The 25,510-nt window shown below is 46.1% G+C and carries 27 protein-coding genes; 23 read left to right on the top strand and 4 right to left on the bottom strand.

Features of this window, described 5'->3' with window-relative positions:
• Positions 1 to 49: 49 nt before the first annotated feature.
• Positions 50 to 805 carry a myo-inositol utilization transcriptional regulator IolR gene (gene iolR, locus EFK13_RS20415; protein ID WP_064815528.1) on the bottom strand — a complete coding sequence of 252 codons (756 nt, stop codon included), beginning with the start codon at positions 803 to 805 and terminating at the stop codon, positions 50 to 52.
• A gap of 414 nt (positions 806 to 1,219) precedes the next feature.
• On the opposite strand from iolR, the gene iolA reads away from it, so the two are divergent.
• The 15 genes from iolA (at position 1,220) to EFK13_RS20340 (ending at position 17,415) form a co-directional block, all read left to right on the top strand.
• Entirely contained in the window at positions 1,220 to 2,683 is a 1,464-nt protein-coding gene (gene iolA, locus EFK13_RS20410; RefSeq protein WP_129507089.1) for a methylmalonate-semialdehyde dehydrogenase, read from the top strand.
• 74 nt (positions 2,684 to 2,757) lie between these two features.
• Positions 2,758 to 3,573, top strand: coding sequence for a 5-deoxy-glucuronate isomerase (gene iolB / locus EFK13_RS20405; protein ID WP_129507090.1), 816 nt, complete (start codon positions 2,758 to 2,760; stop codon positions 3,571 to 3,573).
• A 23-nt stretch (positions 3,574 to 3,596) separates the two neighbouring features.
• Positions 3,597 to 4,574, top strand: a complete 978-nt coding sequence (gene iolC / locus EFK13_RS20400; protein WP_129507269.1) for a 5-dehydro-2-deoxygluconokinase — start codon at positions 3,597 to 3,599, stop codon at positions 4,572 to 4,574.
• A 32-nt stretch (positions 4,575 to 4,606) separates the two neighbouring features.
• Complete coding sequence (iolD, locus tag EFK13_RS20395) at positions 4,607 to 6,520, top strand: 3D-(3,5/4)-trihydroxycyclohexane-1,2-dione acylhydrolase (decyclizing) (protein ID WP_129507091.1); 1,914 nt, start codon at positions 4,607 to 4,609, stop codon at positions 6,518 to 6,520.
• Between the two features lie 16 nt (positions 6,521 to 6,536).
• On the top strand, positions 6,537 to 7,430 hold the full coding sequence (gene iolE, locus EFK13_RS20390) for a myo-inosose-2 dehydratase (protein ID WP_129507092.1): 894 nt from the start codon (positions 6,537 to 6,539) through the stop codon (positions 7,428 to 7,430).
• Between the two features lie 14 nt (positions 7,431 to 7,444).
• Positions 7,445 to 8,761, top strand: coding sequence for a myo-inositol transporter IolF (iolF, locus tag EFK13_RS20385; RefSeq protein WP_129507270.1), 1,317 nt, complete (start codon positions 7,445 to 7,447; stop codon positions 8,759 to 8,761).
• Positions 8,762 to 8,783: 22 nt separating this feature from the next.
• Positions 8,784 to 9,818, top strand: coding sequence for a bifunctional inositol 2-dehydrogenase/D-chiro-inositol 1-dehydrogenase (gene iolG, locus EFK13_RS20380; RefSeq protein WP_129507093.1), 1,035 nt, complete (start codon positions 8,784 to 8,786; stop codon positions 9,816 to 9,818).
• A gap of 20 nt (positions 9,819 to 9,838) precedes the next feature.
• The gene (locus EFK13_RS20375) at positions 9,839 to 10,708 is read left to right on the top strand and encodes a sugar phosphate isomerase/epimerase family protein (protein WP_129507094.1); all 870 of its coding nucleotides are present in this window, start codon (positions 9,839 to 9,841) and stop codon (positions 10,706 to 10,708) included.
• A gap of 85 nt (positions 10,709 to 10,793) precedes the next feature.
• A complete protein-coding gene (gene iolI / locus EFK13_RS20370; protein ID WP_129507095.1) occupies positions 10,794 to 11,630 on the top strand; it encodes a 2-keto-myo-inositol isomerase in 837 nt (278 codons plus the stop codon).
• A 20-nt stretch (positions 11,631 to 11,650) separates the two neighbouring features.
• A complete protein-coding gene (gene iolJ / locus EFK13_RS20365) occupies positions 11,651 to 12,523 on the top strand; it encodes a 6-phospho-5-dehydro-2-deoxy-D-gluconate aldolase (protein ID WP_129507096.1) in 873 nt (290 codons plus the stop codon).
• Positions 12,524 to 12,630: 107 nt separating this feature from the next.
• Positions 12,631 to 13,320 carry a two-component system response regulator YxdJ gene (gene yxdJ, locus EFK13_RS20360; RefSeq protein ID WP_119995508.1) on the top strand — a complete coding sequence of 230 codons (690 nt, stop codon included), beginning with the start codon at positions 12,631 to 12,633 and terminating at the stop codon, positions 13,318 to 13,320.
• Positions 13,317 to 14,294 (top strand): two-component system sensor histidine kinase YxdK, encoded by a 978-nt coding sequence (gene yxdK / locus EFK13_RS20355; RefSeq protein WP_129507097.1) that lies wholly within the window; start codon positions 13,317 to 13,319, stop codon positions 14,292 to 14,294. Before yxdJ ends, yxdK begins: the two co-directional genes overlap by 4 nt.
• A 143-nt stretch (positions 14,295 to 14,437) precedes the next feature.
• The gene (gene yxdL / locus EFK13_RS20350; RefSeq protein ID WP_129507098.1) at positions 14,438 to 15,211 is read left to right on the top strand and encodes an ABC transporter ATP-binding protein YxdL; all 774 of its coding nucleotides are present in this window, start codon (positions 14,438 to 14,440) and stop codon (positions 15,209 to 15,211) included.
• The gene (yxdM, locus tag EFK13_RS20345) at positions 15,186 to 17,054 is read left to right on the top strand and encodes an ABC transporter permease YxdM (protein ID WP_129507099.1); all 1,869 of its coding nucleotides are present in this window, start codon (positions 15,186 to 15,188) and stop codon (positions 17,052 to 17,054) included. Before yxdL ends, yxdM begins: the two co-directional genes overlap by 26 nt.
• 13 nt (positions 17,055 to 17,067) lie before the next feature.
• On the top strand, positions 17,068 to 17,415 hold the full coding sequence (locus EFK13_RS20340; protein WP_129507100.1) for a YxeA family protein: 348 nt from the start codon (positions 17,068 to 17,070) through the stop codon (positions 17,413 to 17,415).
• Between the two features lie 42 nt (positions 17,416 to 17,457).
• On the opposite strand, the gene EFK13_RS20335 is transcribed toward EFK13_RS20340, so the two are convergent.
• Positions 17,458 to 18,423: an iron-hydroxamate ABC transporter substrate-binding protein gene (locus EFK13_RS20335; RefSeq protein WP_129507101.1), complete on the bottom strand. Its 966-nt coding sequence runs from the start codon at positions 18,421 to 18,423 to the stop codon at positions 17,458 to 17,460.
• Between the two features lie 176 nt (positions 18,424 to 18,599).
• On the opposite strand from EFK13_RS20335, the gene EFK13_RS20330 reads away from it, so the two are divergent.
• Positions 18,600 to 18,998: a hypothetical protein gene (locus EFK13_RS20330; RefSeq protein ID WP_129507102.1), complete on the top strand. Its 399-nt coding sequence runs from the start codon at positions 18,600 to 18,602 to the stop codon at positions 18,996 to 18,998.
• A gap of 42 nt (positions 18,999 to 19,040) precedes the next feature.
• Here EFK13_RS20330 and EFK13_RS20325 read toward each other — a convergent pair whose 3' ends face one another.
• The gene (locus EFK13_RS20325; RefSeq protein WP_129507103.1) at positions 19,041 to 19,394 is read right to left on the bottom strand and encodes a hypothetical protein; all 354 of its coding nucleotides are present in this window, start codon (positions 19,392 to 19,394) and stop codon (positions 19,041 to 19,043) included.
• A gap of 249 nt (positions 19,395 to 19,643) precedes the next feature.
• Positions 19,644 to 20,012, bottom strand: coding sequence for an inner spore coat protein CotNE (cotNE, locus tag EFK13_RS20320; protein WP_129507104.1), 369 nt, complete (start codon positions 20,010 to 20,012; stop codon positions 19,644 to 19,646).
• Positions 20,013 to 20,174: 162 nt separating this feature from the next.
• Here cotNE and EFK13_RS20315 point away from each other — a divergent pair, with 162 nt between their 5' ends.
• The 7 genes from EFK13_RS20315 to EFK13_RS20285 all read left to right on the top strand — a co-directional run bounded on the left by EFK13_RS20315 (position 20,175) and on the right by EFK13_RS20285 (position 25,507).
• Positions 20,175 to 20,546, top strand: a complete 372-nt coding sequence (locus EFK13_RS20315; RefSeq protein ID WP_240034935.1) for a DUF3255 family protein — start codon at positions 20,175 to 20,177, stop codon at positions 20,544 to 20,546.
• Entirely contained in the window at positions 20,536 to 21,096 is a 561-nt protein-coding gene (locus EFK13_RS20310; RefSeq protein WP_129507105.1) for a hypothetical protein, read from the top strand. The genes EFK13_RS20315 and EFK13_RS20310 overlap by 11 nt, the downstream gene beginning before the upstream one ends.
• Positions 21,097 to 21,135: 39 nt before the next feature.
• The gene (gene yidA / locus EFK13_RS20305) at positions 21,136 to 21,948 is read left to right on the top strand and encodes a sugar-phosphatase (protein ID WP_129507106.1); all 813 of its coding nucleotides are present in this window, start codon (positions 21,136 to 21,138) and stop codon (positions 21,946 to 21,948) included.
• Between the two features lie 206 nt (positions 21,949 to 22,154).
• Positions 22,155 to 23,480, top strand: a complete 1,326-nt coding sequence (locus tag EFK13_RS20300) for an LLM class flavin-dependent oxidoreductase (RefSeq protein WP_129507107.1) — start codon at positions 22,155 to 22,157, stop codon at positions 23,478 to 23,480.
• 14 nt (positions 23,481 to 23,494) lie between these two features.
• Positions 23,495 to 23,992: a GNAT family N-acetyltransferase gene (locus tag EFK13_RS20295; RefSeq protein ID WP_129507108.1), complete on the top strand. Its 498-nt coding sequence runs from the start codon at positions 23,495 to 23,497 to the stop codon at positions 23,990 to 23,992.
• A gap of 23 nt (positions 23,993 to 24,015) precedes the next feature.
• Positions 24,016 to 24,810 carry an amino acid ABC transporter substrate-binding protein gene (locus EFK13_RS20290; protein WP_129507109.1) on the top strand — a complete coding sequence of 265 codons (795 nt, stop codon included), beginning with the start codon at positions 24,016 to 24,018 and terminating at the stop codon, positions 24,808 to 24,810.
• A gap of 22 nt (positions 24,811 to 24,832) precedes the next feature.
• A complete protein-coding gene (locus EFK13_RS20285; RefSeq protein ID WP_103748177.1) occupies positions 24,833 to 25,507 on the top strand; it encodes an amino acid ABC transporter permease in 675 nt (224 codons plus the stop codon).
• Positions 25,508 to 25,510: the final 3 nt, after the last annotated feature.

Raw genomic sequence — 25,510 nt, 5'->3', positions numbered from 1 at the left:
TGCCTCCTAGAATAAAATGGATGAAAGACTCTCAACACTATTGTAAACGTTAGGCCAGATGAATGCCGATTTGGTGCTCATTGCAGTACTGTGTGTACTCGTCATCTAATGGCTGCGAGGTCACAATGCAATGCAGCCTGTCAAACGGCGCATACGTCAGCAGCGTTGATTTTCCGAATTTAGAATGGTCAGCCAATAAATACACTTCTTTTGCTTTTTCTGAAATCCTCTTTTTAATTTCGTACTCCAGCAGATCCGAATTGGTCAAACCGTGTGACAGCGTCGTTCCGGTAGCGGACATAAAGGCTTTGTTAATATTGTACTTATCAAGCATAGCCGGGTCGTCCATGCCGACAAAGGAGCGCGTTTTTCGCTTATAGTTGTTTCCGATGATGATTAAGTTGATATTCTTCAAAGCAGACGCCGCATTGATAATGTCTAAACTGTTGGTTAAAATGGTGACATTTTTGGCCGGATCGAGCGTATCGAGAATAGACTTAGTTGTCGTTCCTGAATCAATGAAGATTAAATCGTGATCTTCAATAAAACGTGAAGCATAATGGGCGATTTTTGTTTTTTCATCTTGGTGCTGAATGGTGCGATTCTCAAAAGGAACCAATGCGGTTTTTTCAATAGATGTTACGCCGCCGTATACTTTTTCAATCGCACCCTTTTCTGTTAGCTTGTTGATATCACGTCTGACTGTGTTTTTAGAGACATTGAACACCTGGCACAGCTCATCTAAGGAAACAGTGCCATGCGATAAAATGTACTCTTCCATTTCCTGAATCCGCATCAGTTTCATAATAAAAAACTCCTTCTTGAATCTTTACGTAACATAAATATATAATAAAAATCAAAAGTTGATCAATAGTTGCTAAAAAAATGATAACATTGGTATATATCTTTTGCAAGATTGGACGGACTTCTCAATACCTTCTTCATTGCTTAAAAGATTAATATAATAAAAATAATGAAAAAATGTAGTGTTTATGATTGACTTGTGGGTATTATGCGATTAGAATATAACCAAGAGATGACCAAAAAGTAACCTGATGTACATGAAATGGTTGCTTGTATCTAAATTGCAACACCATTTATTTTTTTGGTTTTTTTGAAAGCGTTTAATTCTTGGCTTACTGAAAAGTGGATATTGATATGATCTATCCTGAACCATCCATACAAGTGTATGTGTTTACTAATGAAGGAGGCAATAAGAATGGCAGAAATCAGAAAATTAAAAAACTACATCAACGGTGAATGGGTTGAAAGCAAAACAGATCAATATGAAGACGTTGTCAATCCGGCGACGAAAGAAGTACTGTGCCAAGTGCCGATTTCTACAAAAGAGGATATTGATTACGCAGCGCAAACAGCGGCTGAGGCATTTAAAACATGGTCAAAAGTGGCGGTTCCGCGCCGCGCCAGAATTCTGTTTAACTTCCAGCAGCTGCTGTCTCAGCATAGAGAAGAACTTGCTCATCTGATTACCATTGAAAATGGAAAAAACACAAAAGAAGCGCTTGGTGAAGTGGGACGCGGAATTGAAAACGTGGAGTTCGCGGCTGGAGCGCCTTCCCTGATGATGGGTGACTCACTTGCTTCCATCGCAACGGACGTTGAAGCGGCGAACTACCGCTATCCAATCGGAGTAGTCGGCGGAATCGCGCCATTCAACTTTCCGATGATGGTTCCTTGCTGGATGTTCCCGATGGCGATCGCGCTCGGCAACACATTTATTTTAAAACCATCTGAGCGGACACCGCTGTTAACAGAGAAATTGGTGGAGCTTTTTGAAAAAGCGGGCCTTCCGAAAGGGGTATTCAACGTCGTATACGGTGCGCATGACGTTGTGAACGGCATCCTTGAGCATCCCGAAATTAAAGCGATTTCATTCGTAGGCTCCAAGCCGGTCGGCGAGTACGTCTACAAAAAAGGAAGCGAACACTTAAAACGCGTTCAATCTCTGACTGGCGCGAAAAACCATACGATTGTCCTGAACGATGCGAATCTTGAAGACACCATCACAAACATCATCGGAGCAGCCTTCGGTTCTGCCGGTGAGCGCTGCATGGCGTGTGCGGTTGTGACGGTTGAAGAAGGAATCGCTGATGAGTTTATGGCGAAGCTGCAGGAAAAAGTGGCTGACATTAAAATCGGTAACGGCCTTGATGATGGCGTGTTCTTAGGACCGGTTATTCGCGAGGACAACAAGAATCGCACGCTCAGCTATATCGAAAAAGGGCTTGAAGAAGGCGCGAGACTCGTATGTGACGGACGTGAAAATGTATCTGACGACGGCTACTTTGTCGGCCCGACGATCTTTGACAATGTCACGACAGAGATGACGATCTGGAAGGATGAAATTTTCGCTCCGGTCTTATCTGTCATCCGTGTGAAAAACCTGAAAGAAGCGATTGGAATTGCCAATAAGTCTGAGTTTGCGAACGGCGCCTGCCTGTTTACATCCAACTCAAACGCAATCCGCTACTTCCGTGAAAACATTGACGCGGGAATGCTTGGCATCAACTTGGGTGTTCCGGCTCCGATGGCGTTCTTCCCATTCTCAGGCTGGAAGTCTTCATTCTTCGGAACGCTGCATGCGAACGGAAAAGACAGCGTCGACTTCTATACACGTAAAAAAGTGGTTACGGCAAGATATCCCGCACCTGATTTCAACTAAACGACGAACTGCCGAACGGCGTCCATGTGCGCTGTTCGGACTCATTCTGCCAATAGAAAGAGGAGGGCTTCACTATGAGTTATTTGTTGCGCAAGCCGCAGTCGAATGAAGGATCTAATGGGGTCACACTGGTGCATGAAGTAACGAAATCAAACTCTGACCTCACTTATGTAGAGTTTAAAGTGTTAGATCTCGCTTCCGGTTCAAGCTATGCGGAAGAACTGAAAAAACAGGAAATCTGTATTGTCGCGGTAACGGGAAACATTACAGTGACCGATCATGAGTCGACTTTTGAGAATATCGGCACGCGTGAAAGCGTATTCGAACGAAAACCGACAGACAGCATCTATATTTCAAATGACCGTGCGTTTGAAATCACAGCGGTCAGCGACGCAAGAGTGGCGCTTTGCTATTCTCCATCGGAAAAACAGCTTCCGACAAAGCTGATCAAAGCGGAGGACAACGGAATTGAGCACCGTGGGAAGTTTTCAAACAAACGCACTGTTCACAACATTCTTCCGGATTCAGACCCTTCAGCGAACAGCCTATTAGTGGTTGAAGTTTATACAGACAGCGGCAACTGGTCCAGCTACCCGCCTCATAAACATGACCAAGACAATTTGCCGGAGGAATCTTTCTTAGAAGAGACGTACTACCATGAATTAGATCCGGGACAGGGCTTTGTGTTTCAGCGTGTATACACAGATGACCGCTCCATTGACGAGACAATGACTGTAGAAAATGAAAACGTTGTCATCGTTCCTGCGGGATACCACCCGGTAGGCGTGCCGGACGGATACACGTCCTACTATTTAAATGTCATGGCAGGGCCGACGCGCAAATGGAAGTTTCATAATGACCCGGCTCATGAGTGGATTTTAGAACGCTAACAAGTGAGGAGTGGCTGTTTACGATGAAGTATACATTCAATGAAGAAAAGGCTTTTGATATTGTGGCCATCGGCCGGGCATGTATTGATCTGAACGCAGTCGAATACAACCGCCCAATGGAAGAAACGATGACATTTTCCAAATACGTCGGCGGTTCACCTGCGAATATCGCGATCGGCAGCGCGAAGCTTGGCTTAAAAGCGGGCTTCATCGGCAAAATTCCAGATGACCAGCATGGAAGATTCATAGAGTCCTATATGAGAAATACCGGTGTTGACACAACACAAATGATTGTTGATCAAGATGGCCACAAAGCAGGCCTTGCTTTTACAGAAATCCTCAGCCCTGAAGAATGCAGCATCTTAATGTATCGAGATGATGTGGCGGATCTTTACCTTGAGCCTTCCGAGGTAAGCGAGGATTATATCGCAAACGCGAAAATGCTGCTTGTTTCCGGGACAGCGCTCGCCAAAAGCCCATCACGGGAAGCGGTGTTAAAAGCTGTTCAATATGCGAAAAAGCATCAGGTCAAAGTGGTGTTCGAACTGGATTATCGCCCGTATACGTGGCAGTCAGCGGATGAAACAGCCGTTTACTATTCTTTGGTCGCCGAGCAGTCTGATATCGTCATCGGCACACGTGATGAATTTGATGTGATGGAAAACCGCACAGGCGGAAGCAATGAAGAATCCGTTAATCACTTATTTGGCCATTCAGCCGATCTCGTTGTCATCAAACACGGCGTTGAAGGCTCTTACGCATACAGCAAATCCGGCGAGGTATTCCGCGCCCAAGCGTACAAGACAAACGTGCTGAAAACCTTTGGAGCCGGTGACTCCTATGCGTCAGCCTTTATCTATGGCCTTGTCAGCGGAAAAGACATCGAAACAGCATTGAAATACGGCAGCGCTTCAGCCTCCATTGTGGTGAGCAAGCACAGTTCGTCAGAAGCGATGCCGACTGCGGATGAAATCGTACAGCTTATTGAAGCACAGTCATAATGGAAAAAGATCGAGTAAAGGTGGGATCGTTTGTGGGTAAGAAAATTCGCTTAACAACAGCACAGGCGCTGATTAAATTCTTAAACCAACAGTACATCCATGTAGATGGAAGGGAAGAGCCTTTTGTCGAAGGGATTTTCACGATTTTCGGACATGGAAACGTATTAGGGATCGGGCAGGCGCTTGAGCAGGATGCAGGCCATTTGAAAGTCTATCAAGGGAAAAACGAACAAGGAATGGCGCATGCGGCCATGGCGTACAGCAAGCAAATGCTGAGAAGAAAAATATATGCGGTGTCTACATCCGTCGGACCGGGAGCGGCTAACTTAGTGGCGGCGGCCGGTACTGCATTGGCAAACAATATTCCCGTTCTCTTGATTCCGGCAGACACATTTGCGACAAGACAGCCAGACCCTGTACTGCAGCAAATGGAGCAAGAATACAGTGCGGCGATTACAACAAACGATGCATTGAAACCTGTATCGAGATATTGGGACCGCATTACGCGCCCTGAGCAGCTCATGAGCAGCTTGCTGCGCGCGTTTGAAGTCATGACTGATCCGGCAAAAGCAGGTCCGGCAACGATTTGTATTTCTCAGGATGTTGAAGGGGAAGCATACGATTTTGATGAAAGTTTCTTCGTCAAACGGGTTCACTATATTGATCGCATGCAGCCGAGCGAGCGTGAGCTTCAAGGTGCGGCGGAGCTGATTAAAGCCAGCAAAAATCCTGTGATTCTCGTCGGCGGAGGCGCAAAATACTCCGGTGCGCGCGATGAATTGGTTGCCATTTCTGAAGCGCATCACATTCCGCTAGTTGAAACGCAGGCAGGAAAGTCGACGGTTGAAGCTGATTTTGCGAACAACCTCGGCGGAATGGGCATCACAGGTACACTTGCGGCAAATAAAGCGGCCCGCCAAGCTGATTTGATTATTGGTATCGGCACAAGATATACGGATTTTGCGACATCCTCTAAGACCGCTTTTGATTTTGATAAAGCGAAGTTCCTGAACATTAATGTCAGCCGAATGCAGGCGTATAAACTCGACGCGTTCCAAGTTGTAGCGGATGCGAAAGTGACGCTTGGCAAACTGCACGGCTTGCTTGAAGGCTATAAGAGCGAATTCGGCTCAACGATCAAGGAGCTGAAGGACGAATGGCTCGCTGAACGCGAACGCCTCAGCAAAGTGACGTTTAAACGGGAAGCGTTTGATCCGGAAATCAAACATCATTTCTCTCAGGAGATTCTAAATGAATACGCTGACGCGTTGAACACTGAGCTGCCGCAAACAACGGCATTGCTGACAATCAACGAGACGATTCCTGAAGACAGCGTGATCATCTGTTCAGCAGGTTCCCTTCCAGGAGATTTGCAGCGTTTGTGGCATTCTAATGTTCCGAATACGTATCACCTGGAGTACGGGTATTCCTGCATGGGCTATGAAGTGTCCGGCACACTGGGGCTTAAATTGGCCCACCCTGACAGAGAAGTGTATTCCATTGTCGGAGACGGCAGCTTCCTGATGCTTCATTCCGAGCTGATCACGGCGATTCAGTACAACAAGAAAATCAATGTGCTGCTCTTTGACAACTCTGGTTTTGGGTGTATTAACAACCTGCAAATGGATCACGGCAGCGGCAGCTACTATTGCGAGTTCCGCAAAGATGACAACGAGATTCTAAATGTCGATTATGCGAAAGTTGCTGAGGGATACGGCGCGAAAACCTACCGCGCAAACACAGTGGAAGAGTTAAAAGCGGCGTTAGAGGATGCGAAGAAACAAGACGTATCAACGTTAATTGAAATGAAGGTTCTGCCAAAAACAATGACTGACGGCTATGACAGCTGGTGGCATGTCGGCGTAGCAGAGGTGTCTGAACAAGAAAGCGTTCAGAAGGCATACGAAGCAAAAGAAAAGATGCTGGAATCTGCAAAGCAGTATTAGAGGGGAGGCACCATAGATGGGCAAAAATGAAATCCTGTGGGGGATCGCTCCCATTGGGTGGCGGAATGATGATATGCCTGAAATTGGAGCGGGAAATACACTTCAGCATTTGTTAAGTGATATCGTTGTCGCGCGTTTTCAAGGTACGGAGGTCGGGGGCTTTTTCCCCGAACCGGCCATCCTGAACAAAGAGCTGAAGCTTCGGAATTTACGCATTGCAGGAAAATGGTTCAGCAGCTTTATTTTGCGTGACGGACTTGGTGAAGCGGCAAAGGCATTTACCCTGCATTGTGAGTATTTGCAGCAAGTGAACGCGGATGTCGCAGTTGTCTCTGAACAAACCTACAGCGTGCAAAGCTTGGAGAAAAACGTCTTCACAGAGAAGCCGCACTTTACGGATGACGAATGGGAACGGCTTTGCGAAGGGCTGAATCACCTTGGCAAAATTGCCGATCAGCATGGTTTGAAGCTTGTCTATCATCACCATCTCGGCACTGGCGTCCAAACAGCGGAAGAAGTGGACCGCCTGATGGCGGGAACAGACCCCGTACATGTACACCTCCTCTATGATACAGGCCATGCGTATATTTCTGACGGCGATTACTTGGGAATGCTTAAGAAGCATATCGGCCGCATTAAGCATGTGCACTTTAAGGATGCCCGCTTGAATGTCATGGAACAATGCAGGCTGGAAGGGAAATCGTTTCAGCAATCATTTTTAAATGGCATGTTTACGGTTCCCGGTGATGGATGCATTGATTTTAGAGAAGTATATCAGCTGCTGTTAAAGAACAATTACTCCGGATGGATTGTCGTTGAAGCTGAACAGGATCCCGATGTCGCAAACCCGCTTGAGTATGCATTGATCGCGAGAAACTATATTGATGAGCAGTTGTTGGATCTGGCTTAATGGGAACTGAACATATGGGCAATACCAATGGAGATTCAGCCTTCAATAAACGGACAATCGCGGCAGCGCTGGCCAACTATATTGATGCCGGTTCAATTGTGGCAGGCTCTGCCGGTTTATCGTTATGGGTCAGTTACCTTAAGCTATCCGATACGCAAATCGGGCTGCTCGGCGCGCTAAGCGCAAATGCGATTTCTGCCGCTGTCGGCGCGCTGCTTGGCGGGTTTCTGGCTGATAAGGTCGGGCGGAAGGCTGTTTATACCAATAGCATGCTGGTTTATGCACTAGGGATTTGTTTGGTTCTGTTTGGGGTTAATTTCCCCATGTTGTTAAGCGGTTACATGATTATCGGTTTATCAGTGGGAGCTGACATTACCGCATCATGGACCATTATTGCAGAAAATGCGCCAAAGAAAAATCGGGCCCGTCACTGCGGCGTGGCACAAGTCGCTTGGGCCGCGGGCGCCGTCGTTGTGCTGCTTCTCTCCGTACTGGTCGGTGATTTAGGCCTCTTGGGGAATAAAATCGTATTTGCCCATCTGCTTGTGATTGCGCTGATTACGTACATCCTGAGAGTCAGGCTTCCGGAGTCAGATGCGTGGCAGCAGAAAAATCAGCCAAGAGATGCTCAGGCAGAGAAGCCAGCCGTCCTGAACAAAACATCGTATTTTGATTTGCTCAAGCCCATGTATCTAAAAAGCATCCTGTTTTTAATGGGCGTGTACCTGGTCTGGAATTTAGCCGCCGGGGTGATGGGCTTCTTCATGCCATACATTTATCAGCAGGTCGGCGGTGTATCTGCCAGCACGGCAAATCTTTTGCAAATGGGGCTTTTTATCTTCACAGGATTGGGGGTCGCCTTGATCTTCATGCCCTTTGCCGACAAATATAGAAAAACCGTATTCGGAATCGCCGCTTTTATGGCGGTGATCGGCTGGACGCTGTTTTTGCTGCCTGTTGAAGGCCTGCCTGTGCTGCTTCTGTTTATTGTCGTAATCGGCATCAATAACGGAGCCGGACAGCAAGCGAACTATCAGTTATGGGCCAGTGAAATCTTTCCTACGCAATATCGTGCTTCCGCACAAGGACTGATGTTTTTCCTTGTCCGTATTTCAATAGGAATTTGGAGTCTGTTTGTCCCAATGATTATCACCAATTTCGGCATTGGAACGATGGCTGCAATTCTTCTCGGATGTGTGACGGCCAGTATGATCATCGGGCTGCTCTTTGCGCCGAATACGTCTGGCAAGTCGCTTGAACAAATTCAAGAGGAACTCTACGGATCTCCTCGTAGCCAAGTAAAGCAAGGAACAGAAAGCAAAATCATGTAACCAACAGAAGGAGTGGCAGTCAATGAGTTTACGTATTGGCGTAATTGGAACTGGAGCAATCGGAAAAGAACATATTAACCGCATCACGAACAAGCTGTCCGGCGCGGAAATCGTGGCTGTAACGGATGTCAATCAAGAAGCCGCGCAAAAAGTCGTGGAGCAATACCAATTAAACGCGACGGTGTATCCGAATGATGACAGCCTGCTTGCAGACGAGAATGTAGACGCTGTCTTAGTGACAAGCTGGGGGCCTGCGCATGAATCCAGCGTGCTGAAAGCGATTAAAGCCCAGAAATATGTGTTCTGTGAAAAGCCGCTTGCAACAACGGCTGCAGGATGCATGCGCATCGTCGAAGAGGAAATGAAAGTGGGCAAACGCCTTGTTCAAGTCGGCTTCATGCGCCGTTATGACAGCGGTTACGTACAGCTGAAGGAAGCACTCGATAACCATGTGATTGGCGAACCGCTTATGATTCACTGCGCGCACCGCAACCCGACCGTGGGAGATAACTACACAACGGATATGGCCGTAGTCGACACGCTTGTTCATGAAATTGATGTGCTGCACTGGCTCGTCAATGATGACTACGAGTCCGTTCAAGTTATCTATCCGAAGAAATCGAAAAACGCGCTTCCGCATTTAAAAGATCCGCAAATCGTCTTGATCGAGACAAAAGGCGGCATCGTCATCAATGCTGAAATATATGTGAACTGTAAATACGGCTATGACATTCAATGTGAAATCGTCGGAGAAGACGGCGTCATCAAGCTTCCTGAACCTTCAAGCATCAGCATGAGAAAAGAAGGGAAATTCAGCACAGATATTCTGATGGATTGGCAGAGACGCTTTGTGGCTGCGTACGATGTGGAAATCCAAGACTTCATTGATTCGATTCAAAAGAAAGGCGAGGTCAGCGGACCGACGGCATGGGACGGCTATATTGCCGCTGTTACGACTGACGCGTGTGTAAAAGCCCAGGAGTCTGGACAAAAAGAAAAAGTTGAGTTGAAGGAAAAACCGGGATTCTATCAATCTTTTACAACAGTTGAAAATTAAAAAAACAGAGGAGTTAAAATATGAAATTAGCATTGGATCCATCGATGTATCGTGATGATTTAACTTTGGAAGAAATGGTTTATAAAACAGCGGAGCTTGGCTATGAATATATCGAGCTATCGCCGCGCGAGGATTTTTGTCCATTCTATAAATATCCGAAAGTTGATTCAGCAAAGATCAAGCAATTAAAGCGTCTGTTAAGGGATACAGGTGTTAAGCTTTCATCGCTCCTTCCGCTTTACCACTGGGCGGGTCCTGAAGAAGACCGCCGCCAGGCTGCGGTGCGCAATTGGAAACGGGCGATTGAAATTGCGGTTGAACTTGAAGTCGATTTGATGAACAGTGAATTCAGCGGTTCAAAATATGATCCTTTAACAAGTGAAGAAAAATTTATTAAATCCATGGATGAGCTTCTCCCAGTCTTTGAAAAAGAAGGCGTTAAACTCAATCTTCAAGCCCATCCATACGATTTTATCGAAACGCACAAAGGTGCGATGGATATGATCCGCGCGCTTGACAAGGATTGGATCAACCTTGTCTACTCGACTGCGCATACGTTCTTCTATGATGACGGAAAAGGCGATATCGCAACAATGTTTGACGAAGCCGGCGACCGCCTCACACATGTTTTATTTGCAGATACCTTTAATCATAAAGCGGCTCATGGCCTGCGCTACATCGTCAATCCGCCTGACGCGAAAGTAACGGTTCACCAGCATTTGGACATTGGCCAAGGCGAGGTTGATTTTGAGACGATTTTCAGAAAGCTGAGAGAGATGAAGTTCGACGGAATTGCGACGAATGCCGTTTTTGCTTGGGTTGACGAAAGAGCGGATGAATCAAGCCGATTCATGCTAAAAAAAATGAAAGAAGAATTGGGTCTGGCATAAGCTGTGCAAGGAGTTCGGCGGGATATGCGAACAGCCATCCTGCCGAACTCCCTTCATATCTAAAACGCAGATGGGGGAGTCTGACATGAAACTTTGTTTCAATGAAGCAACAACATTGGAAAACTCAAATCTTAAACAGGATTTAGAGCTATGTGAAAAGCACGGCTATGATTATATTGAAATCCGCACAATGGATAAGCTTCCGGAGTACTTAAAAGATCATTCATTGGAAGAACTCGCGGAATATTTTCAAACCCACCATATCAAACCGCTTGCGTTAAACGCACTTGTTTTCTTCAACAACCGTGATGAAAAGGGGCACAATGAAATCATCGCTGAATTTAAAGACATGATGGAAACGTGCAAAACCCTCGGCGTGAAATATGTCGTGGCCGTTCCGCTTGTGACTGAGCAGAAGATTGTAAAAGAAGAGATCAAAAAAAGCAGTGCAGAGGTGCTGACTGAGCTTTCAGATATCGCGGAGCCGTATGGCGTAAAAATCGCGCTTGAATTTGTCGGCCACCCGCAATGTACGGTCAATACGTTTGAACAGGCGTACGACATCGTAAACACAGTCAACCGTGGCAATGTCGGGCTTGTCCTTGACAGTTTCCACTTCCACGCAATGGGTTCAAATATTGAAAGCTTAAAGCAGGCGGACGGAAAGAAAATTTTCATCTATCATATCGACGATACCGAGGATTTCCCAATCGGCTTTTTAACCGATGAGGATCGTGTATGGCCGGGCCAAGGGGCGATTGACTTAGACGCCCACCTATCAGCCCTCAAGGAAATCGGCTTCTCTGATGTTGTATCGGTTGAGCTCTTCCGGCCTGAATACTATAAGCTGAGTGCCGAGGAAGCCATTCAAACAGCGAAAAAAACAACAGTTGATGTCGTATCAAAATATTTCAACATGTAATGGATAAAGGAGGGGTGGACATGGCTTTTGTATCGATGAAAGAGCTTCTTGAAGATGCAAAGCGGGAGCAATACGCAGTCGGCCAGTTTAATATCAACGGCCTGCAATGGACGAAGGCGATTTTGCAGGGTGCGCAAAAGGAGCAATCACCGGTCATCGCCGCGGCTTCCGATCGCCTGGTCGACTATTTAGGTGGATTTAAAACGATTTCCGCCATGGTCGGTGCGTTAATGGAGGAAATGTCGATTACCGTTCCCGTAGTGCTTCATCTTGATCACGGAAGCAGTGCGGAACGCTGCAGACAGGCCATTGATGCCGGATTCAGCTCAGTGATGATTGACGGCTCTCATCAGCCGATTGACGAGAATATCGCGATGACAAAAGAAGTCACCGGTTATGCAGCAAAGCACGGCGTATCAGTAGAAGCCGAAGTCGGAACGGTCGGCGGCATGGAAGACGGGCTGGTCGGCGGGGTCCGCTATGCCGATATCACGGAATGTGAGCGGATCGTCAAAGAAACCAATATCGACGCGCTGGCCGCCGCCCTCGGCTCTGTACACGGCAAATATCAGGGTGAGCCGAATCTCGGATTTAAGGAAATGGAAGCTATCTCCCGCATAACTGATATTCCCCTCGTTCTTCACGGGGCATCCGGGATTCCGCAGGATCAGATCAAAAAGGCCATCACGCTCGGTCATGCGAAGATCAATATCAATACGGAATGTATGCTAGCCTGGACAGACGAAACACGCCGCATGTTTCAGGAAAACAGCGATCTGTACGAACCGCGCGGCTATATGACTCCCGGCATTGAAGCCGTGGAAGAGACAGTGCGAAGCAAAATGAGAGAGTTCGGATCAGCCGGTAAAGCAGCTAAGCAGCAGGTCGGCTGAAGAGACCAGAAACCGCCGAGATGGCGGTTTTTTTGTGCCGTGTTGCGTCCATACGCTCAAAACGATTATGATGATGGCAACAGCGCAAGAAACGGGAGTGGTTCAGTTTGAATAAAATCATGATTGTGGAAGACAGTGAAGACATTCGCGGACTATTGAAGAATTACCTTGAAAAATACGGATATCAAACCGTGATCGCCGCGGATTTCACGGCTGTCCTTGATGTTTTTTTGCGGGAAAAGCCTGATGTGGTGCTGCTTGATATCAACCTGCCGTCCTATGACGGCTATTATTGGTGCCGCCAGATCCGCCAGCACTCCACAAGCCCGATCATTTTCATTTCAGCCAGAAGCGGAGAAATGGATCAGGTGATGGCGATTGAAAACGGCGGGGATGATTATATCGAAAAACCGTTTTCCTACGATATTGTCCTGGCGAAAATCAAAAGCCAGATCCGCAGGGCGTACGGAGAGTACGCCGCCAAGCAGGGAGAGAAAGTGATTGAATATGCCGGCGTGCAGCTCTTTGTGGAACGGTTTGAACTGCGCTTTCAGGATGAAAAAAGCGAGCTTTCTAAAAAAGAAAGCAAGCTTTTGGAAGTGCTGCTGGAGCGGGGAGAAAAGGTGACGGGAAGAGACCGGCTCATGGAAAAAACGTGGGACACCGACATTTTCGTCGATGATAATACACTTAACGTGTATATCACGCGGCTCAGAAAAAAACTGCGGGAGCTGAATGCGCCTGTTTCTATTGAATCGGTGCGGGGCGAAGGCTACCAGCTGAGGGCGCAGTCATGAAGCTGTTTCTCCGGTCCCATACAGTGCTGATTCTGCTTTTTCTCCTTCAAGGGCTGTTTGTCTTCTTTTATTACTGGTTTGCGGGTCTTCATTCTTTCTCTCACCTGTTTTACATATTGGGCGTGCAGCTTCTTATTTTGGCGGGCTATCTTGCCTATCGCTGGTACAAAGACCGCGGCGTGTATCATTGGCTCAGCTCGGGGCAGGAAGGGACGGACATCCCGTATCTCGGTTCTTCAGTGTTTTGTTCAGAGCTGTATGAAAAGCAGATGGAGCTGATTCGGCTGCAGCACAAGAAGCTCCATGAGACCGAAGCTAAGCTTGACGCGAGGGTGACGTATATGAATCAATGGGTGCACCAAGTAAAGACGCCGCTGTCGGTCATTAATTTAATCATTCAAGAAGAGGATGAGCCTGTTTTTGAACAAATCAAAAAAGAGGTTCGGCAGATTGAATTCGGGCTGGAGACGCTTCTTTATTCATCAAGGCTCGACCTGTTTGAGCGGGATTTTAAAGTCGAAGCGGTTTCCTTATCAGAGCTTCTCCAATCAGTCATTCAAAGCTATAAACGATTTTTTATTCAATACCGCGTTTATCCGAAAATGGACATTCGCGATGATCATCTGATTTACACTGATGCGAAATGGCTCAAATTTGCGATCGGCCAAGTGGTTACAAATGCGGTCAAGTATTCGGCAGGCAAGAGTGACAGACTGGAGCTGAATGTCTTCCGCGATGAAGACAGGACAGTGCTTGAAGTCAAAGATTACGGTGTCGGCATTCCCTCGCAAGACATCAAGCGGGTGTGTGATCCTTATTATACCGGTGAAAACGGGCGGCTTTTCCAAGAATCTACGGGAATCGGCCTCCATCTCGTCAAAGAAATTACGGGCAAGCTCAATCATACGGTGGACATCAGCTCATCTCCCGGTGAAGGGACATCAGTTCGATTTTCATTTCTTACAAAAATGTAAGGCTGCGTTAAGAAAACAACATAGCTCGTTTTGTGTCCCCTTGATAACATGGATTTACGTCAAGGGGATTTTTATGTTGAACGCCCCGACACTACATGAAAGCAGCCCAGACCAGCAAGAATAAAACCATAAGGAGGATTCTCATGGCGAATATGCTTGAAGTCAAACATATAAATAAAACCTATAAAGGACAAGTGTCCTATCAAGCCTTAAAGCAAATTTCATTTTCAATAGAAGAAGGCGGGTTCACGGCGGTGATGGGACCGTCCGGCTCCGGAAAAACAACGCTTTTGAATATCATTTCAACGATCGACCGTCCGGATTCAGGCGATATCCTGATTCACGGAGAAAACCCGCACCGGCTGAAGCGGACAAAGCTCGCTCATTTCCGTCGAAAGCAGCTCGGATTTGTGTTTCAGGATTTCAACCTTCTGGACACGCTGACGATCGGTGAAAATATCATGCTGCCGTTAACGCTTGAAAAAGAAGCGCCGTCTGTAATGGAAGAAAAACTGCACGGTATCGCGGCAAAGCTCGGAATCGAAGATCTGCTCAACAAACGGACGTTTGAAGTATCGGGAGGCCAGCGTCAGCGGGCCGCCATCGCAAGAGCGGTCATTCATAAGCCGTCACTCATTTTGGCCGATGAACCGACGGGAAACCTTGATTCCAAAGCGTCAAAAGACGTCATGGAAACGTTGCAGAGCCTGAATCAAGATGATCATGTCACGGCTTTGATGGTGACCCACGATCCGGTTGCGGCAAGCTACTGCCGCCGCGTCATCTTTATCAAAGACGGCGAACTGTTTAATGAGATTTACCGCGGGGAAAATCGCCAAGTATTTTATGAACAAATTCTTGATGTGCTGTCTATGCTGGGGGGAAACGCAAATGACCTTTCTTCAGTTCGCTTATAAAAACGTCACGAGAAACAAAAGGGCCTATCTTGCATTCTTTTTAAGCAGCGCCTTTTCCGTTTTGATTTTCTTTACCTTTGCGATGTTCTTGTTTCATCCGGCATTAAAGGAAGGTTACCTGAATAACATCGCAAAAAAAGGATTAACCGCCGCGGAATGGATGATCTTTGTTTTTTCTTTCTTATTTGTTCTGTATTCGGTTAATGCATTTTTGAAATCGAGAAATAAAGAATTCGGCATCCTGCTTATGCAGGGCATTACCCCGGGGCAGCTGAGAAAGCTCATTACGGCGGAAAACATGTTCATCGGCGTCATGTCGATTGCAGCCGGGGTGATCGGAGGATTCATTTTTTCAAAGACGTTCTTTACGGTCGGCGCTTATATTTTAGAAATAGACGCGCTGCCTCTGTATATGCCTTGGAAAGCGCTAGGTATTACGGCCGGCGGATTTCTGCTCTTATTTTTCCTTTTATCGCAGTTTACGATCCTTTTTGTCAGATCAAATACCGTTATCAAATTAATAAAGGGCACTGACAAGATCAAGCCAGAGCCGAAGCCGTCAGTGCTTCTGTCCTTATTCGGCATCGCCTGCCTGTGCGGCGGGTACGGCATGGTTCTGAAAGGCAATGTCCACGGGACTCAACCGTTTATCATTTTACTGCTCACCGTCATCGGCACGTATTTCTTTTTCAGCCAAAGCAGCATCTGGATTCTGCGCGCCTTAAAGAAGTGGAAAACCTTTTATTTGCGCGGGAAAAATGTCATTTGGGTTTCCGATCTTGTCTATCGTTTAAAAGACAACGCCCGCCTGTTCTTTATCGTCAGCATTATTTCCGCAGTTGCGTTTACGGCTACGGGCGTGCTCGCGATGTACAAATCGACCGTCGGGGCGGAAGAGTCCGCTTATGAGATGGAGTATATATCTTTCAGCAACAATCCAAAAGAACAGACTCATTTGAAAGATATTGACCATGAACTGAAAACACACGGCTTTACGTATAAGAAAGACAAAATAGAAGTTTCCTATGTTCGCTATCAGGAAGGAGAATCAGTTCCCCCTGTTTACATGATCCGCGAATCGGAGGTATCAAAATACTTCCATGTCAAGCTGAACGGGCTGAAACATGATGAGGCTGTCTATTTCCCGGGCACGTATGACCGCAATTTCAAAAACGAAGCGCCGGATCAGCTGAAGCTGCTGAACCGAAAAGGCAAGCCGTCTGACCAAAAACTGTCGGTAAAAGAAGTCGAAAAACCGCTGATTTCATTAAATGCCATCATCGCGGTGAACGATCAAACCTTTGATCAGCTTAAATCACTCGGCGATAAAGCGTCATTATACGGTTACAGTTATGATCATTGGAAAGACAGTCTTGGGATCAGCCAATCCTTAAAAAATGAAATTTACGGCAACTATATCGACGTGCATTCTGATTTTATGGCAAAAGCCGGGACGTACTATGATACGGTGCAGCTGCCGAGCCTGAGTTTATTCATCGGGCTGTTTATCGCGATCGTCTTCTTTGTCGCGGCAGCAAGTTTCTTATATTTCAGGCTGTTCACCGATTCAGATGAAGACCGGGAGCGCTACCGTTCGCTGGCCAAAATCGGTTTGAGTGAGCGTGAGATGTCACAAAGCGTGACGATACAATTGGCGATTCTCTTTTTCTTTCCATTTGTCATCGCAGTCATGCATACGCTGTTTGCTTTGAGAACATTGGCTGTGGAAGGGTATTCCGATGTAGCGGGGCCGCTCAGTTTCACGATCGGAGGGTTTTTCATTTTTCAGCTTCTGTTCTTCCTCGCGGTGCGGTCAAGCTATTTGAAAAAAATGAACAAGTAAGGGGAGTACAAAGATGAAAAAAGCATTGGCGGTCTCGGCTGTTTTGGCTGCCGCTGTCGCAATATGCGGGCTTCTCTTTTTTCATACCGATGTTACAGACAGATTTAATCCGTTTATTCACCAGCAAGATGTCTATGTTCAGATTGATCGAGATGGCAGACATCTTAGCCCGGGCGGTACTGAGTATACATTAGACGGATATAATGCATCCGGGAAAAAAGAAGAAGTGACCTTTTTCGCCGGTAAAGACCTTCGGAAGAACGCGTATTTGAAGGTGAAGGCGAAAGGAAAGTATGTCGAGACATGGGAAGAAGTCAGGTTTGAAGATATGCCGGATTCCGTACAGTCAACATTAAATTGATTCATAAAAAAACGGCACAGTGTCATGACTGTGCCATTTTCTTTATTTTTTATTTTCTTTGGCCCGTTTGATCAGCATGTCGGTGATGATATCCACCTGTTTGCTGACGGAAATCGGATCGTACGGGTAGAACGTGTCAAAGTCATTGATAAACACGCGGTTATGTTTGACAGCGTCTAGGTTTTTCCAGATAGAGGAGTCCTTCAGCTTGTCGAGTGTTTTGCTTTCGCCTTTCGGATTGTAGTCCGTAATGAACATATAATCTGCGGCATACTCAGGAATGACCTCTTGAGAGAGCTGTTTCATCTCTCCTTTTTTGATGACATCTTGTTCAATTTTTTCAGGCGCTTTTAATCCAAGCGCGTTGTAAACAGCTTGGCCGCCGCGTCCGCCATTGTCATTGAACACCCAGAATTCTCCCTTGTCGGTGTTTTCATAAATACCGAAAGTTGCATCCTTTTCGATGACGCCTGCCATTTTCTTTTTGGCTGCTTCTGCTTTTTTGTTAAAGTCAGCCATAAATGATTTTGCTTCGTCTTTCGCTCCCGCGATATCTCCGAACATGCTGACCGTATCCTGCACGTTTTTCGCTGTGTTATAAGGAACGACTACAGTTGGAGCGATTTTCTTTAATTTATCGACATTCTCTTCATTCATGACAACAATTAAGTCAGGCTGAAGCTCCATGACTTTTTCAACGCTGATCGGATCACCGACATCCTTCACATCTTTCAGCTTTGATTTTAAAAACGGATTATCAAATGACCATGAGCCCGAGCCCACCACATTTGCCCCGACAGACAGCAATTCTCCAGCATAAAAATCAGTTACGATGCGTTTCGGATGTGCAGGAATTTTGACGTTCCCTTTTGTTGATTTGTATGTTCTCATTTCTGTCTTTTCGGAAGCTGAATCACTTGAGCTTCCTTTCGAAGCCGTGCCGCTGCAAGCACTGACAAACATGAGAAGCAGCACCAGCATGCCCACGAGCAATGTGTTCTTTTTCATCAAGAACCCCCCAATATGTATGTTAGTTCATTAGTAATGATTATCATTATCAACTAATAATATAGCAAGAAACCCGTGCCCCGTCTATCACTATTTTAAGGAAAGAACGTTTTTTTTGTTTACAGGTGACGCGGTTTGCTTAATCGATTATTATAGGTAAATGGGAGGAGAAAAATATGGGAATTACAAAAAGAGGTGCCGCATGGGAATGGCTGCATAGCTGGTGGATGCTGTTTATTTTCATGCCTTTTGCCATTACCAGTTTTTTTGCCTTTTTATTTATAGGCATCAAGGTTAGAAATAGAAAGTGGATCATGTACGGAATCATTTATTTTTTCATTTTTGCGTTTGGTTTCGTTTTGCCCGATCCACCTGGCGTTTTTGTTGTGGTCCCGTTATGGGCGGTGACCATTATTCATGGATTTAAAGTACGCCCGCTGTATTTGATTCAGCTGGATGTCTACAAAGATCATGTGGAGACGCGGGCCTTTGCCGAGGCGAGAAGTGAAGCCGAAAGCAGATTTCATGCACCGAAACAGTCTATTCAAGATATACATATTCGCAAAGAACGGTAAGAAAAAGCTCAACACAATGCTAGTGTTGAGCTTTTTAATATGTTACTGCTGATAGGATTGCTGCTGGAATGGCGTGTTTTGGCCGAATGGGAGAGTTGACACATTCGAATTCATGCCGCTGGATTGTCCAGTGAGTTCCTGCTGCATTTGGTTGCACATGTTGACAACCTGCTGACATTTTTGAATGGCCATGTCATGTCCGTGCAGCGCTTGCTGAATGGTATGTGCAGCTTGTTGTTCGTGGTTTAGAATCTGCTGCAGCATTTGGATGTTTTGCTGCTCCTGATGAAGCATTTGGCGGTATTGCTGGCTGCTTTGCTGTGTTTGCTGAATGAGCTGCTGAGCAGTCTGGCGGCATTGGTTCAGCTGCTGCAGGCTGTGTTGTGTTGTATGCATACATGATCCCTCCATGTGGTCGATTGATTTGAATCGGTATTATCATGCAACCGGAACGAAAAGAAATTCTGCAAATAAGGAACTACAATTATTTTCCTTAACCTCTCTATCTTTGAATGAAAACGGTAAAGATTGTATACTTGTATAAACCCTTTTTATGTAAATGCTCCGCGTTAAAACCATAAGAAGTGCGGAAAACGAAACCCTGAAATCGGGAAAATCGTCTTCCGCTTTTTTTATTTGCCTGCTTCAGAAACCGCCTTCTCCCGCAGTAAATGGGATATTCAGCCTGTTTTCTACTGTACGGAGACGCTGGTTTAGCCGGTTTAAGCGGCGTGTATGACGTTCAACAGTCTGGCTTAACTGATTGACCTGTTCGGCAAGCCGTGCAATTTCCCGATTTTGACGGCGGTCTTCATTCGAAAGGCGTGTTAACTCTCGTGTTTGCTGTTCGTTTTGCCGTTCGAGTGCGGCAACCCTTCTTTCTAATGCCGGCGGCTGTCTGTCCGTCTGGTAGGGATCATAATAATCCTGCTGTGGATAGGAAGTGTATTCATATTGGCTATAGTAAGGTTCCTGCTGAGGCAGCTGCGGACTGTAATACTGGTATGGGTTCATGTAATCAATCTCCTTAAAAATAAAATGTGGGTGAATTCCTTATAACTTATGTAGTCATTGGCACAGTGCCACGGCACATGCCTAATCAGGTGAGAAAGGACGGTGATCTTGTTGTTGGGCAGCAAAGGGCTTATCGCTTTGTTGTTGGCTGCTGTATGCATCATGGTATCGGGCTGCCAACAGCAAAAAGAGGAGACGCCTTTTTATTACGGAACGTGGGACGAGGGGCTTGCCCCCGGGCCAACGGACGGCGTGAAATCAGCGGCGGTTACTTTTACGAAAGACGAGGTTGTGGAAACGGAAGTGATTGAAGGAAGAGGAGAGGTGCAGCTGCCTTTTATGGCATATAAGGTGATTTCCCAAAGCGCTGACGGGTCCATTGAGATTCAATATCTCGGGCCTTATTATCCGCTCAAAAGCAAGCTGAAAAGAGGAGAAAAAGGAACGCTGATATGGGAGCAAAATGGCCAGACAAAAACAATGACAAGAATCAAATCATCAAAGACCGGCAAGGAGGAGACAGATGAGAAATAAAAAAGCTGAAAAACTGGTGTTAACAGGACTTATTTTACATATCATTCAGTGGGCGTTTTTATTATGGGCTTTTCTCAAGATCAAACATTTATTTAGTGACTATACGATCTATAACCCAAATGTCATCGGCGGATCGATGCAGTCCTTATCGTTTATCCAAATGATGCGCGCTATGATGTACTCAGGAGCACTCGTAAATTACGTGTTGTTTTTTGCGCTTGTATTGCTGATGTATTGTGTGGTGATTCATGCCATCTTAATTGTTCTCGAATTGGCGGCTTACGTCATGATCAGACGGAATCCGGCATCTTCTTGGGTATTCTTTTTGACGGCGGCGGGTGTGAAGCTTGCCATCTTGAATATAACCGGCATTCCTTTTTTAGCTGCCGGCTTCCTTCTGATGAAACAGGAAAAAGCAGAAACCGGAGGCATGGAGACGGAAAGAAAGCGGAAACCGCGCACACGCGTCCGAAGACAAGGCCGGCGTCTAAACAGAATCCGGAGAAAATCATCTATTCCTGTTGAATATCAAAAAGAAAAAACGATATGATGGGACTATAGACTGAAAACGACACGAAGGAGATGCAGGATGTACAAACTAATTGCAATCGATATGGATGGAACACTTTTAAATGATCGTCATGAAGTGACAGAAGAGGTCCGCAACGCGCTCCACGCCGCAAAAGCGGAAGGCGTAAAAATTGTGCTTTGCACCGGCCGGCCTATCGGGGGAGTGCGGAGATATTTAGATGAACTGAATTTAATTGAAGAAGGCGACTATGTCATCGCGTATAACGGAGCGCTTGTTCAAAATACGCATACAAATGAAGTGGTCACGGAGCTGTCCCTCGGATATGATGATTTAACTTCATTATATGACCTGAGCTTAGAGCTGAAGACGCCGATGCATTTCTTTGACTCATCCAATTTGTATACGCCTAACCGGGATATCAGCGAATTTACCGTATACGAATCGTATGTCACACAAGTGCCGCTTCATTACCGCAAGATTGACGAGGTGCCAAAAGATATCCTCATTCCGAAAGTGATGTTTATTGATAAGCCGGAGAACTTAAGCCGCGTCATTACATCGATTCCAAACGACGTGAGAGAAACATATACGATGGTCAGAAGCGCGCCTTTCTTTTATGAAATTCTGCATCCTGAAGCCAGCAAAGGAAACGCCGTACGTCAGCTGTCACAGCTGCTTGGAATTGAACAGGCGGAAGTCATGTGTATAGGCGATAACGGGAACGACCTGACAATGATTGAATGGGCGGGCTGCGGTGTTGCCATGGCAAACGCCATCCCGGAAGTATTGGAAGCCGCAAACTTTCAAACACGTTCCAATAATGAACATGGAGTTGCACACGCAATTAATGAGCTTGTATTGGCGAAATAATGAAAATCCAGCCTTTTATAGGGCTGGATTTTTTGTTATCTGGATTTCATCATTCTTTTTAGCTCAAAAAGAAAAATTTGATCTTAACTCATTGACAAACTCTCGAGACAAAGGTACATTTTGATTTATTCATATTAAACGACTGGGAATATAGGAGTTTATTTTTCGGATTTTTCAACCTAAAACATGATAAAAGGAGCAACGTCATGACAAGCAAAAAGAAACAAATCAAATTAGGGGTTTTTCTAGCAGGTACAGGACATCATGTGGCGTCTTGGCGGCATCCTGACGCGCCTTCAGATGCGAGCATGAATTTGGATTATTTTAAAGAGCTTGCGAAAACAGCGGAGCGAGGAAAGCTGGATATGCTGTTTTTAGCGGATAGCCTTTCAATCGACAGTAAGTCTCATCCAAATGTGTTAACAAGGTTTGAGCCATTCACCTTGCTTTCTGCTTTGGCGCAGGTCACATCAAGAATCGGACTGACAGCAACAGCTTCCACTACATACAGCGAGCCGTTTCACATTGCCAGACAATTCGCATCACTGGATCATCTGTCCAACGGCCGTGCCGGATGGAACGTCGTCACTTCATCTATTGAATCAACAGCGCTGAATTTCAGCGGTGAAAAGCATCTTGAGCACCATTTACGCTATCAGCGGGCAGAGGAATTTGTCGAGGTTGTAAAAGGTCTTTGGGATTCATGGGAAGAGGATGCCTTTATCCGCAATAAAGAAACAGGTGAATTCATTGAAAAAGAAAAAATGCACGAGCTGAACCACAAAGGAGAATATTTCTCAGTTCGCGGGCCACTGAACGTTTCCAGAACGCCGCAGGGCCAGCCGGTCATTATTCAGGCGGGATCATCAGGAGACGGAAAAGCGCTGGCTGCCAGAACAGCAGAAGTGATCTTCACAGCGCAAAACCACCTGGAATCAGCTCAAGAATTTTATCAATCCATTAAAGAGCAGGCTGCGGAATTCGGGCGTGATCCGGACAAGATCGCCATCATGCCGGGTATTTTCCCGATCATTGCTGATACTGAAGAGGCAGCGCAAGCTAAATACAAGGAGCTTCAAGACCTAATTATTCCATCCGTCGGTCTACAAATTCTCCAAAATTATTTAGGCGGAATTGATTTGTCTGCGTATCCGCTTGACGGGCCGCTGCCGAAGCTTGACGCGGATGCTTCCAATGCGGTGAAGAGCCGATTCAAGCTTGTTCAAGAAATGGCTGAACGAGACAATATGACGATACGCGAGCTTTACAAATACGTTGCAGGCTCCAGAGGCCACCATATCTTCGTCGGCACGCCGGAGCAGCTCGCTGACAAGATGCAGGAATGGGTGGATCAGAAAGCGTGTGACGGGTTTAACATCATGCCTCCGCTTCTTCCGGAAGGAATTGAAGTGTTTGTTGAGAAAGTGGTTCCGATTTTACAGGAGCGCGGCGTGTTCAGAAAAGAATATGAAGGCACAACATTGAGAGAGCACTTCGGTTTGGAAGAGCCGGTAAACCGTTATGCAAAGTAAGGAGGGAACGCTGGATGGAGGCACAATATCGTCTTGCAGTTGAACGTGATGCCGAACAGATTCTAGAGCTGACACTGCGGGCTTATGAACCGATTCGAAAGCTTGGGATTCGTTTTGCAGCCGCTCATGCGGATTTGGATTTAGTGTTGCAAAACATTCGAAAAAACGCCTGCTACGTCATGGAAGAAGACGGGCTGATTATCGCAACCATCTCCTTAAGAATGCCGTGGGGACAGCAGCCGGGTCCGTACGGCGTTCCGCATATCTGGTGGTTCGCTGTTGACCCTGACACCGGTCAAAAAGGAATCGGATCAAAGCTGCTTCAATGGCTTGAGGAAACGATCCTCCGCGATACGTTAAAGGTTCCGTTTGTCTCACTCGGAACAGCGGATAAGCACCCTTGGCTGATTGAAATGTACGAACGAAAAGGATATGTTCGCGCGGGTGAACAGGACCTAGGCAAAGGGCATATGACAGTCTATATGAAAAAACAATTGCGAAATGACCTATAAAAGAAAAAAGGCGGGAAATCAAAATGAAAATGAAAAAGTGGACTGTGCTGTTAGTTGCTGCATTATTAGTGGTGTTATCAGCTTGCGGCAACGGAAACAGCAGCAGTAAAGAAGATGACAACGTACTTCATGTCGGTGCGACAGGGCAGAGTTACCCATTTGCTTATAAAGAAAACGGAAAACTGACAGGTTTTGACGTGGAAGTGATGGAAGCGGTCGCTAAGAAAATTGGCATGAAGCTGGACTGGAAGCTGCTTGAATTCAGCGGGCTGATGGGAGAGCTTCAAACAGGCAAGCTTGACACGATTTCCAACCAGGTAGCGGTGACAGATGAACGCAAGGAAATGTATAACTTTACTGAACCATACGCTTATGCGGGAACACAGATTGTCGTCAAAAAAGACAATAACGACATCAAATCAGTGGATGATTTAAAAGGGAAGACAGTCGCAGCTGTTCTTGGTTCAAATCATGCAAAAAATCTTGAAAGCAAAGATCCTGATAAAAAAATCAATATCAAAACATACGAAACACAAGAAGGCACGCTGAAGGATGTGGCTTACGGCCGCGTAGACGCTTATGTCAACAGCCGAACTGTGCTGATGGCGCAAATTAAGAAAACCGGCTTGCCGTTAAAGCTTGCAGGTGATCCGATTGTTTACGAACAAGTTGCATTCCCGTTTGCCAAGGATGACGCGCATGATAAGCTCCGCAAAAAAGTCAATAAAGCGCTTGATGAATTGCGTAAAGACGGAACACTGAAAAAGCTCTCCGAAAAATATTTTAATGAAGATATCACAGTAGAACAGAAGCATTAAGAAACGGCGGTGAATCACCAGAATGAACACGATTGATTGGGAATTCATGATATCAGCGTTCCCAGCTTTAATTCAGGCCCTTCCGATTACCTTGTTTATGGCTGTCGCAGCGATGATTTTTGCCATTATCGGAGGACTTATTCTCGCACTCATCACAAAGAACAAAATTCCAGTGCTTCATCAGCTGTCAAAGCTGTATATATCCTTTTTCCGGGGCGTGCCGACACTTGTGCAGCTGTTCTTAATCTACTACGGGCTGCCGCAGCTATTTCCGGAGATGAGCAAAATGACAGCTCTCACAGCTGCCATCATCGGGTTAAGCTTAAAAAACGCCGCTTATTTGGCAGAAATCTTCCGTGCCGCCCTCAATTCTGTTGATGACGGGCAGCTGGAGGCGTGCCTGTCTGTCGGCATGACAAAACTTCAGGCATACAGACGGATTATTCTTCCGCAAGCGATCCGAAATGCGATTCCTGCAACGGGCAATACATTTATCGGACTGCTCAAAGAAACGTCACTGGCCTTTACATTAGGGGTCATGGAGATGTTCGCCCAAGGGAAGATGTACGCCTCAGGAAACCTCAAGTATTTTGAAACGTACTTGGCGGTTGCGATTGTCTATTGGGTTCTTACCATTATCTACAGCATTTTGCAGGACTTGTTTGAACGCGCCATGAGCAAGCCATACCGGACTTAGAGG

The sequence above is a fragment of the Bacillus cabrialesii genome, assembly GCF_004124315.2.
Classification (GTDB): Bacteria; Bacillota; Bacilli; order Bacillales; family Bacillaceae; genus Bacillus; species Bacillus cabrialesii.
Note: the sequence above shows the minus strand (reverse complement) of the source record. Positions and strands in the feature narration are given on the sequence as shown.

Coding starts and splice junctions, on each gene's coding strand:
- iolR (WP_064815528.1), bottom strand. CDS start 805: ATGAAACTGATGCGGATTCAGGAAATGGAAGAGTACATTTTATCGCAT.
- iolA (WP_129507089.1), top strand. CDS start 1,220: ATGGCAGAAATCAGAAAATTAAAAAACTACATCAACGGTGAATGGGTT.
- iolB (WP_129507090.1), top strand. CDS start 2,758: ATGAGTTATTTGTTGCGCAAGCCGCAGTCGAATGAAGGATCTAATGGG.
- iolC (WP_129507269.1), top strand. CDS start 3,597: ATGAAGTATACATTCAATGAAGAAAAGGCTTTTGATATTGTGGCCATC.
- iolE (WP_129507092.1), top strand. CDS start 6,537: ATGGGCAAAAATGAAATCCTGTGGGGGATCGCTCCCATTGGGTGGCGG.
- iolF (WP_129507270.1), top strand. CDS start 7,445: ATGGGCAATACCAATGGAGATTCAGCCTTCAATAAACGGACAATCGCG.
- iolG (WP_129507093.1), top strand. CDS start 8,784: ATGAGTTTACGTATTGGCGTAATTGGAACTGGAGCAATCGGAAAAGAA.
- EFK13_RS20375 (WP_129507094.1), top strand. CDS start 9,839: ATGAAATTAGCATTGGATCCATCGATGTATCGTGATGATTTAACTTTG.
- iolI (WP_129507095.1), top strand. CDS start 10,794: ATGAAACTTTGTTTCAATGAAGCAACAACATTGGAAAACTCAAATCTT.
- iolJ (WP_129507096.1), top strand. CDS start 11,651: ATGGCTTTTGTATCGATGAAAGAGCTTCTTGAAGATGCAAAGCGGGAG.
- yxdK (WP_129507097.1), top strand. CDS start 13,317: ATGAAGCTGTTTCTCCGGTCCCATACAGTGCTGATTCTGCTTTTTCTC.
- yxdL (WP_129507098.1), top strand. CDS start 14,438: ATGGCGAATATGCTTGAAGTCAAACATATAAATAAAACCTATAAAGGA.
- yxdM (WP_129507099.1), top strand. CDS start 15,186: ATGACCTTTCTTCAGTTCGCTTATAAAAACGTCACGAGAAACAAAAGG.
- EFK13_RS20340 (WP_129507100.1), top strand. CDS start 17,068: ATGAAAAAAGCATTGGCGGTCTCGGCTGTTTTGGCTGCCGCTGTCGCA.
- EFK13_RS20335 (WP_129507101.1), bottom strand. CDS start 18,423: ATGAAAAAGAACACATTGCTCGTGGGCATGCTGGTGCTGCTTCTCATG.
- EFK13_RS20330 (WP_129507102.1), top strand. CDS start 18,600: ATGGGAATTACAAAAAGAGGTGCCGCATGGGAATGGCTGCATAGCTGG.
- EFK13_RS20325 (WP_129507103.1), bottom strand. CDS start 19,394: ATGCATACAACACAACACAGCCTGCAGCAGCTGAACCAATGCCGCCAG.
- cotNE (WP_129507104.1), bottom strand. CDS start 20,012: ATGAACCCATACCAGTATTACAGTCCGCAGCTGCCTCAGCAGGAACCT.
- EFK13_RS20315 (WP_240034935.1), top strand. CDS start 20,175: ATGGTATCGGGCTGCCAACAGCAAAAAGAGGAGACGCCTTTTTATTAC.
- EFK13_RS20310 (WP_129507105.1), top strand. CDS start 20,536: ATGAGAAATAAAAAAGCTGAAAAACTGGTGTTAACAGGACTTATTTTA.
- yidA (WP_129507106.1), top strand. CDS start 21,136: ATGTACAAACTAATTGCAATCGATATGGATGGAACACTTTTAAATGAT.
- EFK13_RS20300 (WP_129507107.1), top strand. CDS start 22,155: ATGACAAGCAAAAAGAAACAAATCAAATTAGGGGTTTTTCTAGCAGGT.
- EFK13_RS20295 (WP_129507108.1), top strand. CDS start 23,495: ATGGAGGCACAATATCGTCTTGCAGTTGAACGTGATGCCGAACAGATT.
- EFK13_RS20290 (WP_129507109.1), top strand. CDS start 24,016: ATGAAAATGAAAAAGTGGACTGTGCTGTTAGTTGCTGCATTATTAGTG.
- EFK13_RS20285 (WP_103748177.1), top strand. CDS start 24,833: ATGAACACGATTGATTGGGAATTCATGATATCAGCGTTCCCAGCTTTA.